Source organism: Vibrio sp. 10N.286.52.C3, assembly GCF_041468865.1.
Taxonomy (GTDB): Bacteria; Pseudomonadota; Gammaproteobacteria; order Enterobacterales; family Vibrionaceae; genus Vibrio; species Vibrio crassostreae_C.
Genome location: NZ_JBFRJM010000054.1, coordinates 130393 through 145735 on the forward strand (window position 1 = coordinate 130393; position 15343 = coordinate 145735).

The 15343-nt window shown below is 44.7% G+C and carries 16 protein-coding genes; 1 reads left to right on the forward strand and 15 read right to left on the reverse strand.

Annotated elements, in window-relative coordinates; all coding sequences use genetic code 11:
* Window positions 1–40: 40 nt before the first annotated feature.
* From hisS to trmJ, 15 genes are all read right to left on the reverse strand, one after another.
* Complete coding sequence (gene hisS / locus AB4138_RS17490) at window positions 41–1309, reverse strand: histidine--tRNA ligase (RefSeq protein WP_372307010.1); 1269 nt, start codon at window positions 1307–1309, stop codon at window positions 41–43.
* Between the two features lie 70 nt (window positions 1310–1379).
* The gene (ispG, locus tag AB4138_RS17495) at window positions 1380–2501 is read right to left on the reverse strand and encodes a flavodoxin-dependent (E)-4-hydroxy-3-methylbut-2-enyl-diphosphate synthase (RefSeq protein WP_009848294.1); all 1122 of its coding nucleotides are present in this window, start codon (window positions 2499–2501) and stop codon (window positions 1380–1382) included.
* A gap of 7 nt (window positions 2502–2508) precedes the next feature.
* A complete protein-coding gene (gene rodZ, locus AB4138_RS17500) occupies window positions 2509–3465 on the reverse strand; it encodes a cytoskeleton protein RodZ (protein WP_372307013.1) in 957 nt (318 codons plus the stop codon).
* Between the two features lie 440 nt (window positions 3466–3905).
* Window positions 3906–5048 (reverse strand): bifunctional tRNA (adenosine(37)-C2)-methyltransferase TrmG/ribosomal RNA large subunit methyltransferase RlmN, encoded by a 1143-nt coding sequence (locus AB4138_RS17505; RefSeq protein WP_017062516.1) that lies wholly within the window; start codon window positions 5046–5048, stop codon window positions 3906–3908.
* 441 nt (window positions 5049–5489) lie between these two features.
* A complete protein-coding gene (gene ndk, locus AB4138_RS17510) occupies window positions 5490–5924 on the reverse strand; it encodes a nucleoside-diphosphate kinase (RefSeq protein WP_016797173.1) in 435 nt (144 codons plus the stop codon).
* A gap of 106 nt (window positions 5925–6030) precedes the next feature.
* Window positions 6031–7326 (reverse strand): aminopeptidase PepB, encoded by a 1296-nt coding sequence (gene pepB, locus AB4138_RS17515; RefSeq protein WP_017062517.1) that lies wholly within the window; start codon window positions 7324–7326, stop codon window positions 6031–6033.
* Window positions 7327–7532: 206 nt separating this feature from the next.
* On the reverse strand, window positions 7533–7733 hold the full coding sequence (gene iscX / locus AB4138_RS17520; protein WP_004740335.1) for a Fe-S cluster assembly protein IscX: 201 nt from the start codon (window positions 7731–7733) through the stop codon (window positions 7533–7535).
* A gap of 134 nt (window positions 7734–7867) precedes the next feature.
* Window positions 7868–8206, reverse strand: a complete 339-nt coding sequence (fdx, locus tag AB4138_RS17525; RefSeq protein WP_010440525.1) for an ISC system 2Fe-2S type ferredoxin — start codon at window positions 8204–8206, stop codon at window positions 7868–7870.
* A 20-nt stretch (window positions 8207–8226) separates the two neighbouring features.
* The gene (gene hscA, locus AB4138_RS17530; protein ID WP_017062518.1) at window positions 8227–10077 is read right to left on the reverse strand and encodes a Fe-S protein assembly chaperone HscA; all 1851 of its coding nucleotides are present in this window, start codon (window positions 10075–10077) and stop codon (window positions 8227–8229) included.
* Between the two features lie 22 nt (window positions 10078–10099).
* Window positions 10100–10615, reverse strand: coding sequence for a co-chaperone HscB (hscB, locus tag AB4138_RS17535; protein ID WP_372307015.1), 516 nt, complete (start codon window positions 10613–10615; stop codon window positions 10100–10102).
* An 84-nt stretch (window positions 10616–10699) separates the two neighbouring features.
* Window positions 10700–11023: an iron-sulfur cluster assembly protein IscA gene (iscA, locus tag AB4138_RS17540; protein ID WP_010440519.1), complete on the reverse strand. Its 324-nt coding sequence runs from the start codon at window positions 11021–11023 to the stop codon at window positions 10700–10702.
* Window positions 11024–11121: 98 nt separating this feature from the next.
* Window positions 11122–11499, reverse strand: a complete 378-nt coding sequence (gene iscU, locus AB4138_RS17545; protein ID WP_004735094.1) for a Fe-S cluster assembly scaffold IscU — start codon at window positions 11497–11499, stop codon at window positions 11122–11124.
* Between the two features lie 33 nt (window positions 11500–11532).
* The gene (locus tag AB4138_RS17550; RefSeq protein ID WP_010440514.1) at window positions 11533–12747 is read right to left on the reverse strand and encodes an IscS subfamily cysteine desulfurase; all 1215 of its coding nucleotides are present in this window, start codon (window positions 12745–12747) and stop codon (window positions 11533–11535) included.
* 27 nt (window positions 12748–12774) lie between these two features.
* Entirely contained in the window at window positions 12775–13296 is a 522-nt protein-coding gene (gene iscR, locus AB4138_RS17555; RefSeq protein WP_010440512.1) for a Fe-S cluster assembly transcriptional regulator IscR, read from the reverse strand.
* Between the two features lie 116 nt (window positions 13297–13412).
* Window positions 13413–14141 carry a tRNA (cytosine(32)/uridine(32)-2'-O)-methyltransferase TrmJ gene (trmJ, locus tag AB4138_RS17560; RefSeq protein WP_017062835.1) on the reverse strand — a complete coding sequence of 243 codons (729 nt, stop codon included), beginning with the start codon at window positions 14139–14141 and terminating at the stop codon, window positions 13413–13415.
* A 181-nt stretch (window positions 14142–14322) separates the two neighbouring features.
* Between trmJ and suhB the strand changes: the two genes are divergently transcribed.
* The gene (suhB, locus tag AB4138_RS17565) at window positions 14323–15126 is read left to right on the forward strand and encodes an inositol-1-monophosphatase (protein WP_017062836.1); all 804 of its coding nucleotides are present in this window, start codon (window positions 14323–14325) and stop codon (window positions 15124–15126) included.
* Window positions 15127–15343: the final 217 nt, after the last annotated feature.

Genomic DNA, 15343 nt, shown 5'->3' on the forward strand with positions numbered 1-15343 from the left:
TGACGTTAGTATTCATTATGAGCGTTTGCTCAATGGCTAATTAGATTAGCGCAGCAACTTTCTCTGCAACTTCCGTTTGAGACACGGTTTCTTGCTCGCCGCCAACCAGATCTTTTAACACAACTGTATTGCCAGCAACTTCGTTCTCACCAAGTACCAGCGCCACAACAGCACCTACTTTGTCAGCACGTTTGAATTGCTTCTTGAAGTTACCACCACCGAAGTGGTTCATTACACGCACGCCTTCAACGGTGTCGCGTAACTGATTCGCTAACTGCATGCCCGCGATCATAGTACCTTCGCCAGCAGCAACTACGTATACATCAACGCTACGACGAACTTCTGTTAGCTCTAGCGTTTCCATCATCAGAACCAGACGCTCTAGACCCATTGCGAAGCCAACTGCATTTGTTGCTTTGCCGCCTAGTTGCTCAACAAGACCATCGTAACGACCGCCGCCACATACTGTACCTTGAGCACCAAGGCTGTCTGTGATCCACTCAAATACGGTGCGGTTGTAGTAATCTAGGCCACGTACTAGACGCTCATTAACTTGGTATTCGATACCAACAGCGTCAAGAAGTTCACACAAACCAGCAAAATGTTGCTTCGATTCTTCACCTAGATATTCAGATAGTCGAGGTGCGTCACCTAAGATAGCTTGAACATCAGGGTTCTTAGTATCAAGTACACGTAGAGGGTTAGTGTGCATGCGACGTTTGCAGTCTTCGTCAAGCACATCAATATGTTGCTCAAGGAAAGCCACTAACGCAGTGCGGTAGCTAACGCGATCTTCTTGAGAACCGATTGAGTTCAGCTCTAGGCGAACGTGCTTGTCGATGCCTAGCTCACGCCATAGACGTGCTGTCATCATGATAAGTTCTGCGTCAACGTCTGGACCGTCTAGGCCAAACACTTCAACACCACATTGGTGGAATTGACGGTAACGACCTTTTTGAGGACGCTCGTGACGGAACATAGGGCCCATGTACCATAGGCGCTGTTCATCACGGTTGATAAGGCTGTTTTGAATACATGAACGAACACAACCTGCTGTGCCTTCTGGACGCAGCGTTAGGCTATCGCCATTGCGGTCGTCAAAGGTGTACATCTCTTTAGAAACAACGTCTGTCTCTTCACCAACTGCACGGCTAAATAGGTTTGTTTCTTCAACGATAGGCATACGTACTTCGTTGTAACCGTATGCACTCACCACGTTTTTAACTGCGCTTTCTACTTTCTGCCACAGTGGTGATTGAGTTGGAAGGCAGTCGTTCATGCCTCGAATTGCTTGAATATTTTTAGCCACAGTATTTATTCCGTAATTTCTCACGACCAGGTGTTAGTGCGAATAGACAATCACACCCCATCGCGTTGTATTAATCTTCTAAGTTTTCTACATCAATGCGATTTGCTTTATCAAGCACTGACGCTTTTGCACGAATCTTAGCTTCAAGTTTGTCGACAAGGTCATCGTTGTCGAAGCGCTCTTTCTGACGCTTACCATCTTCGTAGAAGGCACTCTTACGTGCACTACCAGCTAAACCTAAGTGAGACACTTCAGCTTCACCAGGGCCGTTAACCACACAACCGATGATAGATACGTCCATTGGAGTGATCACGTCTTCTAGGCGCTCTTCAAGGGCATTAACGGTGTTAATAACATCGAACTCTTGACGAGAACAGCTCGGACACGCAATGAAGTTGATGCCACGCGAACGAATGCGCAAAGATTTAAGAATATCAAAGCCAACTTTGATCTCTTCAACCGGATCAGCCGCTAGCGATATACGCAGCGTATCGCCGATACCTTCAGAAAGAAGCATACCTAAACCTACCGCTGACTTCACAGAGCCTGCACGCGCACCACCCGCTTCGGTAATACCAAGGTGGAGAGGTTGATCAATCTGCTTAGCCAGCAAACGGTAAGAACCGACAGCAAGGAATACATCAGACGCCTTAACGCTGACTTTGAATTGATCAAAGTTCAGACGGTCTAGGATATCTACGTGACGCATTGCTGATTCAACAAGCGCTTCTGCTGTAGGTTCTGTGTATTTCTCTTGGATCTCTTTCTCAAGAGAACCGCCGTTAACACCAATACGAATCGGAATATTCATATCACGTGCACAATCAACAACTGAGCGGATACGGCTTTCGTTACCGATGTTACCTGGGTTGATACGCAGACAGTCAACGCCGTATTCCGCCACTTTAAGTGCGATACGGTAGTCGAAGTGAATATCAGCAACCAAAGGAACAGAGACCTGCTGCTTGATTAGCTTAAAGGCTTCAGCGGCATCCATAGTCGGTACAGATACGCGAACGATATCAGCGCCAACTTTTTCCAGAGCTCTAATTTGAGCAACGGTCGCGGCTACATCTGTTGTTCTTGTGTTGGTCATGGATTGCACAGCAATTGGTGCACCATCACCGATCGGCACATCACCCACATAAATACGGGTTGATTTGCGACGAATAATAGGAGATTCGTGTTGCATATTAACTCTAAGGTAAGGTTATTCTAGCTACTTTGCCTGAAGTATACCCAGAAAGGTCGACAGGTTCACTTGCAAATGTCATTGATACGCCTTCTGGCGCACCTAGAATCACTTTATATGGCGCAGTTCCTGATAGATTTAACGACTGACCTGCTTTTTTGATGCCAGTCGACAAGGTTTTACCCGTTGCATCTTTTACTTGGATCCAGCAATCAGCGGTGAACTGCATCACTAGCTCGTTAGCCACAGCTTCAGGAGCCGTGCTAGCTTCAACCGCTTCTGCATTAGCAGTAACTTCAGCAGTTGGTTCAGTCTCTGTTGCTTGCTGTGCAGGAGTTTCGTCAGCTGGAATAACAGCACCTGAAGTATCTTCCGCATCGCTTATTGCAGCAAGGCCTTCAGTACCTTCAACAACAGAAGCACCCGCTTCGTTTTGTTCAGCTTCAATCACTTCTAAAGAGGTGAATTCAGGGGCAAGTGATTCTTCTACCGCTAGCTCTTCTGAGCTTTCAGTATTCGCTAAAGATTGAGATAGGGTGTCTTGTTGTTGGTTCTGCCACCACCAAAGTGAGGAGATACCCGCAATGACCGCAAAAATACTCCAAGTCAGGATCATAATACGGCTGTTGTGCTTCTCGGTTTTGGTCTTACGAGAAAAGCTCAACATTTCTTGCTCTTGATGCTGAGCATCACCGGCATGATGCAGCGCACTCAATACGACTTTTTCGTCAAGATTGACGTATTTCGCGTATGAACGAATATAGCCACGCATAAACGTCGCCACTTGATCTGACTCGAATTGGTTTTCTTCAATTTGTTGGATCAGAGTAACGCGAAGTTTCAAGCGATCAGAAATCTGCTTTTGCGTTAAACCAAGAGATTCTCGTTTGTTCTTAAGCAGCGTTCCCGCTTCCAAAGCTGGAGCTACGTTTTCTTGCGCTTGTGTATCTTGTTCTGTGTTCATAGAGAGTGAACTTCTAAAGTATTATCGCAGGTTGAGGAGAGCGTTTTCTTATTGTCGTTTAAGCTCAATCTAACAACCCACGTTATGTGGAATTTTTCCTGCTATCTAAATCATCAACCCTTAAAGGCGAACATCATTCATTTATTATGGATGACCTTCTCAGGAAGCTAGTTTATCAAGTAGCCAACCTAAATAGACATATTGATGATCAGTAGCAAGCGAGCACTTAAATTAATTTAAGATTAGTTAATCATAAGCTAATGCCATTACAAGGCAAAAACACTTTAAACAAAATTTACCGTCAGCTCATGGTTTTGTCCAAAATTTGACGAAAAATGTAAGAAAGCGTGGGCAAGAAGTCCAAAAAATCAAAAACTGCACCCCAGAAAAGCAACAAGCCAGAAGTAAGACTTCTGGCTTGTTTAGGTTCTAATCGCGTTTTATACCGCTTTTACTTCAATCACACCACCGGCAATCAAGTTCGCTTCAGAGGCTGCTTTAAGCATTTTAGTACGCTTGGTTCTATCAATCACATCACCGACTAACTGACCACACGCGGCATCAATATCATCACCACGAGTCTTACGAACGGTTACTGTGTAGTTGTATTCCATCAGCGTTTTTTGGAAGCGATCAATACGAGAGTTGCTTGGCTTCTTATAAGGCGACCCCGGGTAAGGGTTGAATGGAATCAAGTTGATCTTACAAGGCGTCTCTTTCATTAGCTCAGCAAGTTCACGTGCGTGGTCCATATCATCATTCACATGATCCAATAACACGTACTCAACCGTTACTTTACCGCGGTTAGCATTTGAAGATGCAATGTAACGACGAACAGATGCTAGGAAGTCTTGGATATCCCAACGGTCGTTGATCGGCATGATTTGGCTACGTAGTGCATCGTTTGGCGCATGTAGAGAAATAGCCAATGCGACATCGATGTTGTCTGTCATTTGGTCAAGGCCAGAAACAACACCAGAAGTTGATACGGTTACACGACGCTTAGACAGTGCGAAACCTAGATCATCAAGCATGATTTCTAATGATGGCATTAGGTTCTTCATGTTCAATAGAGGCTCGCCCATACCCATCATTACAACGTTAGTAATTGGACGACGACCGGTTTCTTTTTCTAGGCCGATTTCGCGAGATGCACGCCAGATTTGGCCAACAATCTCTGAAACTTTTAGGTTACGGTTGAAGCCTTGTTGAGCTGTAGAACAGAACTTACATTCAAGTGCACAACCAACCTGTGAAGATACACATAGCGTCGCACGGTCACCATCTGGGATGTATACCGTTTCAACGTCTTGGTCGCCAACGCTCATCGCCCATTTAATTGTGCCATCTGAAGAGTGTTGAGCTTCAGAAACAACAGGTGCAACAATCTCACAGCGACGTTGAAGTTTCTCACGTAACTTTTTGTTGATGTTATTCATTTGTTCGAAGTCATCGACACCGAAGTGATAAATCCACTTCATCACTTGCTCTGCTCGAAACGCTTTCTCATTCAGTTCTTCTGTGAAAAATTTACGAAGACCTTTACGATCAAAATCGAGTAGATTGACTTTAGCTGTGGTCATGATGCCTCTCAATGACGGAACAATAATTAAGGGCGCGAATTGTACAGGCTTTACGCAACTTCAACAAGCATTGTAAAACCCTGTGTTTATTAAGACATTCAAACTTAAGCGATTAAAATTTGAACAATTGTATTTATCGGCCTGAGATTACCCAATTTAAACAAAGATTCCCGATTACACTCCTTCGTCGCTTTCGGGAATGACGTAAATAATCACCAATTGCTCGATAATATTTACCACGAGATGGTTGCTCCAAAGTTCCCCGTCATTCCAGAACTGAGGAACGAAGTATCTGGAATCTCCAATAACAAAAACAGATTCCCGATTACGCTCCTTCGTCGCTTTCGAGAATGACGACTAAATTGATTACCGAGAGCGTAAAATCCACTTACAAACAAGGCCTCACCGAGGTGAAGCCTTTAGAATAATTTGCAGTGCCGATTATTGAGCTGGGCGTGGGCAAATTTCAGATTCTGGGAAGAAGAATTCGATTTCGCGAGCTGCAGACTCAGGGCTGTCGCTGCCGTGAACTGAGTTGTAACGCATGCTGATTGCGTAGTCAGCACGGATAGTACCGCATGCCGCTTCTTCTGGGTTTGTTTTACCCATAAGTTCACGGTAACGAGCGATAGCGTTTTCGCCTTCAAGCACTTGAACCATGATAGGACCAGAAGTCATAAACTCTTTAAGAGCTGGGAAGAACTCTTTGCCTTCATGTTCAGCGTAGAAGCCACTCGCTTGCTCTTCAGTAAGACGAACCATTTTAGCAGCAATAATTTCTAGGCCTGCTTTTTCGATACGGTGGTAGATTTCACCAACAAGGTTACGCTTAACTGCATCCGGCTTAACAATTGAGAACGTTCTTTCTAGAGCCATAGGGATTCCTTCACTTCATTTTTTTGTTATTAAATACTGAAATTGCTGAGATCTTTCGATCTGAGCTTTATGAATGAGCGGCACAAAATACCGCTCACCCTTATTATTATTTTGCTTGGTCGATAAGAAGACGAGCCAGTGTGCGAACGCCCATACCCGTTGCGCCTGCCGCCCACTTGTCACTTGCTGACTTACGGTAAGTACCCGCGCAATCCATATGAATCCAACCTTTTTTGTAATCATCTACAAAGTAAGAAAGGAATGCCGCTGCTGTACTTGCACCCGGTGTGTAATCGCCTGTGCTGATGTTTGAAAGATCAGCAAAGTTTGAAGGCAACATACCACGGTGGAAATCAGCAAGAGGCAGTGGCCATAAGCCTTCTTTCTCTTGGTTTGCCGCTGTTAGCGCTTGGTGAGACAACTCATCATCGAAGCTTAATAGTGCGTGGTAGTCGTTACCTAATGCGTTTTTAGCCGCGCCTGTTAGCGTTGCACAGTCGATGATCAGCTCAGGGCTTTGTGCACTTGCGTACATCAGGCCATCAGCTAGCACTAAGCGACCTTCCGCATCAGTGTTCATGATCTCAACTGTTTTACCGTTTTTGTAGGTAATGATATCGCCAAGCTTCAATGCGCGACCAGAGATCATGTTCTCTGCGCAACATAGAATAAGCTTGATGCGCTTGTTAAGACCGCGTTCAATCGCAAGACCTAAACCACCAGTAATCGTTGCTGCGCCACCCATGTCAGCTTTCATCGCTGTCATGAATTGGCCTGGCTTGATACTGTAACCGCCCGAATCGAACGTAATACCTTTACCGACTAAACAGGCAAATACAGGTGCGTTTTCATCGCCTGTTGGGTTGAAGTCCAGTTGCAGCATTGCTGATGTACGCTCAGAGCCACGACCTACCGCGTAGATGCCTTCCCAACCTTCGGTTAGTAGATCCTTGTCTTTAACAATCTTCGCTTTAACAGTGCCCGCTGGTGCCACTGACTTGATGTATTCTGCAGCCATTGTCGCAAGTTGACGAGGTGCCACTTCTTCAGCGGTTTTGTTGATAATGTCACGCGTCCAGTCAGTTGCGCGAATACGAGCTTCAAGCTCAGTTTGATCGGCTTCTGAAAGTGCATCCCATTCCAATGCATTCTTTTTCTTTGGTCCACGGTAGCCTTGGTAGAAAGCCCAAACGCTTTCTAGATCCCAACCTTCACCACGAAGTGAAACGAATGCGATACCTTGTCCGTCAAGCGTACGACCCGCACGTTGAACTGCGCCTAGATCGTGGCCTTCACCAATGTGAATTGTCGCTCCCGCTTCTGAGAACGATAAAATAGCTCTTGCTCCCCACTGAGGCTGGGCAGCTTCTTGACTTAAAAATACTGACATCTGTGTAGACATGATTTCTCCTTGTCATGAACCACTTCGAGAGTGTGATTCTGATTATTTTTTATTAGCTCACTGATGTTAGCATTATGTAGGAGGAAAATGTCATTTTGATAAAAAAACGGACCATAAGGTCCGCTTTTTTTAGTAAGAATTGTTAACTTGGCTGCGTTTTATATTGGACTGATACCAACCCGCGACCAAATCATTAGACAAGAGGATTAATCCATCTCATCCATCCAGCACAAAATAATAGCCTCTAAGATTTTCTCATTCGAGTGGTTAGGCTCGTCGTCGAACTCTTCAAGGTCTAGCACCCATTGATGCAGATCGGTAAAACGTACCGTTTTAGGATCAGTATCAGGGTACAAATCACATAGCTCAATTGCGATATCTCGCGAATCAATCCACTTCAAGCTCATAACACTTCCTTATATTTATCAGCGACGCTTGGTCACCTTTATGATCTATATTCTAGGCCAGTTTTCTTAGTATGTTTGTCTAAGCAATAACTCTCTCAGTCATCGCTGTATTAGCCATGACTGAGAACAGGTTCTTAATGGTCTTCAGAAGCCAGGTTCAACGTGTACTTTGGAATCTCTACAACAAGATCCGTATCAGCCACTTTAGCTTGGCAACCCAAGCGAGATTCCATCTCTAAGCCCCATGCTTTATCTAGCATGTCGTCTTCTAGATCATCACTCTCTTCTAAAGAATCAAAACCTTCACGAATCACAACGTGACATGTTGTACATGCGCACGATTTCTCACATGCGTGTTCAATACCAATACCGGCCTTCAGTGCAACATCAAGAACCGTCTCACCAGTTTTTGCTTCTAAAACAGCGCCTTCTGGACATAGATCTTCGTGAGGTAAAACAATAATCTTTGGCATGTTTATCTATTCTCTAACTATTAAATATTATCGACTGACTGACCTGACAGTGCAGCACGAATTGATTTATCCATACGACGAGAAGCAAAGTCTTGGCTCGCTTTGTCGGTATTCTTAATTTCTAGTTCAATAGCATCAGCGTTGTCGCCATTACGCACTTCAATCAGTGCTTCAATCGCTTGAACAAGTTGTTGTTTGCCTTGCTCATCAAGTAGCTCGTCACCGTCGGCTTGCATTGCAGCGATAAGGCCTTCGATAACGCGATCCGCTTCTACGCGTTGCTCAGCAAGAGCACGCGCTTGCATGTCTTCTTTTGCAAACGTCATCGAATCTTTCAGCATGCTAGCCACTTCGTTGTCGCTTAGACCGTAAGAAGGCTTAACTTGGATTTCAGCTTGAACGCCAGTGCTCTTCTCCATTGCGGTAACCGATAGCAGGCCATCAGCATCCACTTGGTAAGTAACACGAATATGAGCAGCACCTGCAGTCATCGGCGGGATGCCTTTCAGAGCAAATCGAGCCAGTGAACGACAGTCATCAACCATCTCACGCTCGCCTTGCACGGTGTGTACTGTCATTGCAGTTTGACCGTCTTTGAACGTGGTAAACTCTTGTGCACGAGCAACTGGGATCGTGGTATTACGAGGGATGATCTTTTCGACTAAGCCACCCATGGTTTCGATACCCAGTGACAGAGGGATAACATCCAATAGCAGCATCTCAGAGTCAGGCTTGTTGCCAACTAAGATATCCGCTTGAATCGATGCGCCAATCGCAACCACTTCATCAGGGTTAATACTGGTTAATGGAGTACGACCAAAGAAGCCACCGACCATTTCACGAACAAGTAAGGTACGAGTTGAACCACCTACCATCACGACTTCTAGTACTTCATCCGCGTCAACTTCCGCATCTTTCAGTGCTCGGCGGCACGAAAGCAGCGTTTTCTTAACGAGCGGTTTGATGATCTCTTCGAACTCTTCACGAGTTAAAGAGCCAGACCAACCTAGTGCTTCAACATTAACGCTTTCAGCTTCAGATAAGCCAATCTTCGCTTCTGTTGCTGCGTCTAGAAGAATACGGTTCTGCTCTGCTGTCAGCTCTAACAAGCCCATTTGCTCTTGGAAATGATCCGCAATTAAATGGTCAAAGTCATCGCCGCCTAATGCAGAGTCACCACCGGTTGCTAAAACTTCGAAGACACCTTTAGACAGGCGTAGGATAGAGATATCAAACGTACCACCGCCTAAGTCATAAACAGCGATTACCCCTTCTTTACCTGAATCCAAGCCATAAGCAATCGCAGCTGCAGTGGGTTCATTAAGAAGACGTAACACATGAAGACCAGCAAGTTGCGCTGCGTCTTTGGTACCTGCACGTTGTGCATCATCAAAGTACGCAGGGACAGTAATCACGGCACCAGCCAATTCACCACCTAACGTCGACTCAGCACGTTGACCGAGTGCACGAAGAATATCTGCAGATACTTGAATTGGGTTCTTATTTCCTTGCGCTGTGTTAATCACAGGCAGGCCATTATCACTTTCTTCAAACTGATATGGCAGAGATGGGTATCGCTGTTGAATATCTGACAGTGAACGACCGATTAATCGCTTAACTGAGATAATGGTATTTTTAGGATCAGTTTGTGCATTTACACGCGCTTCATCACCAGTGGTGTACGACTCTGACTGATAGTGAACAACGGAAGGGAGAATACTGCGACCTTGTTGATCAACAAGCGTGCTTGCCTCACCACTGCGCACTGACGCAACCAATGAGTTTGTTGTACCTAAATCAATACCCACTGCAAGCTTGTGCTGGTGAGGAGCGGCGCTTTGCCCTGGTTCTGCAATCTGAAGTAGTGCCATGGATGTGTCCTTGTTATACGAACTAGCCGATCAAACGATCTTCAACTAACTCGATTTCATTCTTTAATTTTGCAATAAACTTAAGCTTTCTTACTCGGTCTGCAGCTTCTAACCAAGCTTCGCTGTCGAGTTCTTGTTGGATAGCGCTTAATTGTTGTTTATACATTTTGCTAACCTTTCCTTCAAATGCAAACAAAGCATCTTCAGGATTAGAACTGTCGGCGATATCTTCCAGCTCTTCACGCAATTCCATTTGCTCCATCAGGAACATAGGATCTTGCATAGTCTGCTGCTCACCACGAATATCCTCACCATGTTGAACTAACAGGTATTCAGCGCGGCTGACTGGATTTTTCAACACCTGGTACGCATCATTGATTTGCGCAGCTTTTTGCACAGCCAGCAAGCGATCTCGCTCAGAAGCCGTGGCAAATTTATCAGGGTGGAATTGGCGTTGCAGATCTCTAAACTGAGAAGAAAGAAGGCTACCATCCAGTTGAAACTGAAGTGGTAGCCCAAATAATTCGAAATGATTCATGTAACGGTGGTCCTAAGTTTAGGCTCTTTACTTAGAGCCTAATTTTATTCTTCGCTCATTATAAACGCTCAACGATTGAGGCGTTTATACATTGAAGCTCTCACCACAACCACATTCGCCTTTCGCGTTAGGGTTGTTGAATTCAAAACCTTCGTTTAGGCCTTCTTTTACGTAATCAAGCTCAGTACCGTCTAGGTAAACTAGGCTCTTTGGATCAATGATGACCTTAACACCTGAATGCTCGAACACTTCGTCTTCTTCGTTGAGCTCGTCAACGAATTCCAGTACATACGCCATACCCGAACAGCCAGTAGTTTTTACCGCTAAGCGCAACCCGATACCTTTACCTCGGTTATCTAGGAAAGCTTGAACTCGGCTTGCTGCCGTATCTGTCATGGTGATGGCCATACTACAACCTTGTGTTTTATATAAATTGAGAACTCAGGGGGAGCACAAAGGGTGCTCCCAAATATTACTTTTTTGAAGTGATTACGTTGTAGAAACGATTAGTGCTTCTTTTTGTAATCCGCAACCGCTGCTTTGATTGCATCTTCAGCAAGAATTGAACAGTGAACTTTCACTGGTGGCAACTCTAGCTCTTCTGCGATTTCAGAGTTTTTAATAGCAGCTGCTTCATCAATACTTTTACCTTTAACCCACTCAGTGACTAATGAGCTAGAAGCGATTGCGCTACCGCAACCGTAAGTCTTGAATTTTGCGTCTTCAATAATACCTTCTGCAGATACTTTGATTTGCAGTTTCATTACGTCACCACAAGCTGGTGCGCCAACCATGCCGCTACCTACACTTGGATCTTCTTTATCAAACGAACCTACGTTACGTGGGTTTTCGTAGTGATCAATTACTTTTTCGCTATATGCCATGATAGTTACCTCGAATCCTCTATTTCCGTGAGATTAGTGATGAGCCCACTCAACAGTGTTCAAATCAATCCCTTCTTTATACATATCCCATAGAGGAGACATGTCGCGTAATTTATTTACTGCTACACGGATTTGTGCAATCGCGTAGTCGATTTCTTCTTCCGTAGTGAAACGGCCGAATGAAAAACGTACTGAGCTGTGTGCCAGTTCATCGTTTAAGCCAAGAGCGCGTAAAACGTATGAAGGCTCAAGACTCGCTGATGTACATGCAGAACCTGATGATACCGCTAAGTCTTTTAAAGACATAAGCAGAGATTCACCTTCAACGAAAGCAAAGCTCACGTTTAGGTTATGTGGTACACGTTGATCTAAGTCGCCATTTACCGTTACTGCTTCTAGATCTTGAACCCCTTTCAATAGACGCTCGCGAAGTGCTAGTGCGTGGTCATAATCTTTCTGCATGTCTTGTTTAGCGACAGCAAAAGCTTCACCCATACCCACGATTTGGTGAGTAGCAAGCGTACCAGAACGGAAACCACGTTCGTGACCTCCACCGTGCATCTGTGCTTCAAGACGAATACGTGGCTTACGACGAACGTACAAAGCACCAATGCCTTTAGGGCCGTATGCTTTGTGTGCAGAAAGAGAGATAAGGTCAACTTTCATCTCTTTTACATCTAGTGGGATTTTACCCGCAGACTGAGCCGCATCAACGTGGAAGATGATCTTGCGTGAACGACATAATTCGCCGATTGCAGAGATATCTTGGATTACACCAATCTCGTTGTTTACGTGCATGATAGAAACAAGAACCGTATCTTCACGCATTGCTGCTTGTAGCTTGTCTAAATCAATGATGCCGTTTGCTTCAGGCTCAAGGTAAGTCACCTCAAAACCTTCACGCTCTAGTTGGCGACATGGATCAAGAACCGCTTTATGTTCTGTTTTACACGTGATTACGTGCTTACCTTTCTTCTCGTAAAAGTGCGCTGCACCTTTGATAGCAAGGTTGTCTGACTCTGTAGCACCTGACGTGAAAACAATCTCACGTGGGTCTGCATTTAGTAGATCGGCAATTTGCTCACGAGCATTATCTACTGATTCTTCTGCCTGCCAGCCGTAACGGTGTGAACGAGATGCAGGGTTACCGAAGTTACCGTCCATCGTCATGCACTGAACCATTTTTTCAGCAACACGTGGATCGACTGGGCATGTAGCTGAATAGTCAAAGTAAATAGGCAGTTTCATTTTCTACTCCAATGTAAAAACTGACCGCTAAGAGCGGGCATTAACACCGTGAGGTGCTGCACTAATCGTTGTAGTGCTCGTATTTTTATGTGCAAAACCATTATTAACCGCAAGATCGATATCTTGACGATCAGAAATCTCTAAAACTTCGTTATCTTTCATTAGCTCACCGAGCGTAATGTCATTTAAGAAGCTGCTGATTCGGGAGCTTAAATCACGCCAAAGAGTGTGAGTTAAACAACGACTACCACCTTGGCAATCTGCTCGACCGTGACACTTAGTTGCATCAACTGATTCGTCTACTGCAGCAATTACAGTTCCGACAGCGATGTCGCTCGCTTCAGCACCTAAACGGTAACCACCGCCAGGACCACGAACACTAGCAACTAAGCCAGCTTTACGTAACTTAGAAAATAGCTGTTCTAAGTAAGATAATGAGATGCCCTGTCGCTCTGAAATATCAGCCAGAGGAACTGGGCTTTTTTGCGAATGCAGTGCTACATCTAGCATAGCTGTTACCGCATATCTTCCTTTAGATGTAAGTTTCATATCACACCGAATCCACATTGTTTATGTGGTTGGAATCTTCCCATACCCGACTAAATTGGTCAAGTATTTAGTTGACTATTTTAGTCAAGTATTCACCCTTAGGGTTTGTGTGGTTTTTATTTGTCGTTTTTGCTCTTCTCAATTGAAGTCAAAATGCCGCGTAGAGTGTTGATCTCTTGCAACTCTGGACGAGCTCGACTGAACAGACGACGTAGTTTATTCATCACCTGACCTGGCTTATCCTTAGAGATAAATTGGGTATCAATGATCACTTTTTCAAGGTGCTCATAGAACATTTCTAGTTCTTCGTGACGAGGGTACTCATCTTGTTGCTGTGGCTGATATTGGCTAGCGACCATATCAAGGTGAGCTACACGCACTTCGTAGCTCAGAGTCTGCACTGCCATTGCTAGGTTTAGCGAGCTGTATTCAGGGTTAGCTGGGATACATACATGGAAGTGGCACTTCTGAAGCTCATCGTTAGTCAAGCCAGTACGTTCACGGCCGAACACTAATGCGACTGGGTGCTTTTGACCTTCAATCGCAAACTTTTGTCCACACTCACGAGGCTCAAGCATTGGCCATTCAAGCGTACGTGAACGTGCACTCGAACCAACCACTAAACCACAGTCTTTTACGGCTTCGTCTAATGTAGAAACGATGGTCGCGTTTTCTGCGATGTCACCTGCACCCGCAGCCAGTGCTAAGGTCTGCTCGTCAACTTCACATTGAGGGTCTACAAGAACTAATTGACTCAAACCCATCACTTTCATTGCGCGAGCTGCTGATCCGATATTTCCCGAATGAGACGTACCAACCAGAACGACTTTTACATTGTCTAACATGCTATATGACACCACTTTAAAAATAATCGCGAGATATTAACACATAGCAAAGTAAAATGGTCAGACCCTTCGCGTAATGTGAAACCAAGAGTTCAAAAAATAACCACTTCCCTTTTGGTAAAACTTTGGTATACTCGCCGCCGCTTTAAATTGTTCTTTAACATCTTGTGGGAAAAACCATATGCATCCAATGCTAAACATTGCGATACGCGCTGCGCGTAAAGCTGGCAACCATATTGCTAAATCTCTAGAAACAACTGATAAGATCGAATCGTCTCTAAAAGGTAACAACGATTACGTTACTAACATTGCTCAAGAAGCTGAGTACATGATCATTGAGACAATCAAAGCATCTTACCCAGAGCACAGCATTATTTCTGAAGAGAAAGGCCTGACTGAAGGTAAAGACTCTGATGTACAATGGATCGTTGACCCACTGGATGGCACCAACAACTTTGTAAAAGGTTTCCCTCACTTCTCTGTATCTATCGCTGTTCGCATGAACGGTCGTACAGAAGTTGCTTGTGTTTATGACCCAATGCTAAACGAGCTATTCACAGCTCAACGTGGCGCTGGCGCTCAACTTAACAACGCTCGTATGCGTGTTACTCAACTAAAAGACCTTCAAGGTACTGTTCTAGCGACTGGTTTCCCATTCAAGCAAAAACAACACTCTGAATCTTTCATGAAGATCATCTCTGGTCTATTCATCGACTGTGCTGATTTCCGTCGTACAGGTTCTCCTGCTCTTGACCTATGTTACCTAGCAGCTGGCCGTGTTGATGGTTACCTAGAACTAGGCCTTAAGCCATGGGATCTAGCAGCTGGTGACCTAATCGCTCGTGAAGCTGGTGCTATCATGACTGACTTCGCTGGCGGTACTGATTACATGACTTCTGGTAATGTTGTTGCTTCAAGCGCACGTGGTGTTAAGTCTATTCTTAAGCACGTTCGTGAGAACGCTAACGAAGGTATGCTGAAATAATTCAGACCTTACGTTAAAGCTCTCTGTTTTAAGGGCGCATAAAAACTCCAAAGCCTCGCTAGATAGCGAGGCTTTTTTGTATCTGCGATTTGAGATACGAAATACGAAATACGAAATACGAAATACGAAATACGAAATACGAAAATGGTGCTCTTAGTGACAGTATATTCAACTCAACTTGCCGATAAGTTACGTTGATCTTATCGACAATAAACAG

Bases quoted from the DNA above. Each gene is read 5' to 3' on its own strand.
- ispG (WP_009848294.1), bottom strand. From the start codon at position 2,501: ATGCAACACGAATCTCCTATTATTCGTCGCAAATCAACCCGTATTTAT.
- rodZ (WP_372307013.1), bottom strand. From the start codon at position 3,465: ATGAACACAGAACAAGATACACAAGCGCAAGAAAACGTAGCTCCAGCT.
- AB4138_RS17505 (WP_017062516.1), bottom strand. From the start codon at position 5,048: ATGACCACAGCTAAAGTCAATCTACTCGATTTTGATCGTAAAGGTCTT.
- ndk (WP_016797173.1), bottom strand. From the start codon at position 5,924: ATGGCTCTAGAAAGAACGTTCTCAATTGTTAAGCCGGATGCAGTTAAG.
- pepB (WP_017062517.1), bottom strand. From the start codon at position 7,326: ATGTCTACACAGATGTCAGTATTTTTAAGTCAAGAAGCTGCCCAGCCT.
- iscX (WP_004740335.1), bottom strand. From the start codon at position 7,733: ATGAGCTTGAAGTGGATTGATTCGCGAGATATCGCAATTGAGCTATGT.
- fdx (WP_010440525.1), bottom strand. From the start codon at position 8,206: ATGCCAAAGATTATTGTTTTACCTCACGAAGATCTATGTCCAGAAGGC.
- hscA (WP_017062518.1), bottom strand. From the start codon at position 10,077: ATGGCACTACTTCAGATTGCAGAACCAGGGCAAAGCGCCGCTCCTCAC.
- hscB (WP_372307015.1), bottom strand. From the start codon at position 10,615: ATGAATCATTTCGAATTATTTGGGCTACCACTTCAGTTTCAACTGGAT.
- iscA (WP_010440519.1), bottom strand. From the start codon at position 11,023: ATGGCCATCACCATGACAGATACGGCAGCAAGCCGAGTTCAAGCTTTC.
- iscU (WP_004735094.1), bottom strand. From the start codon at position 11,499: ATGGCATATAGCGAAAAAGTAATTGATCACTACGAAAACCCACGTAAC.
- AB4138_RS17550 (WP_010440514.1), bottom strand. From the start codon at position 12,747: ATGAAACTGCCTATTTACTTTGACTATTCAGCTACATGCCCAGTCGAT.
- iscR (WP_010440512.1), bottom strand. From the start codon at position 13,296: ATGAAACTTACATCTAAAGGAAGATATGCGGTAACAGCTATGCTAGAT.
- trmJ (WP_017062835.1), bottom strand. From the start codon at position 14,141: ATGTTAGACAATGTAAAAGTCGTTCTGGTTGGTACGTCTCATTCGGGA.
- suhB (WP_017062836.1), top strand. From the start codon at position 14,323: ATGCATCCAATGCTAAACATTGCGATACGCGCTGCGCGTAAAGCTGGC.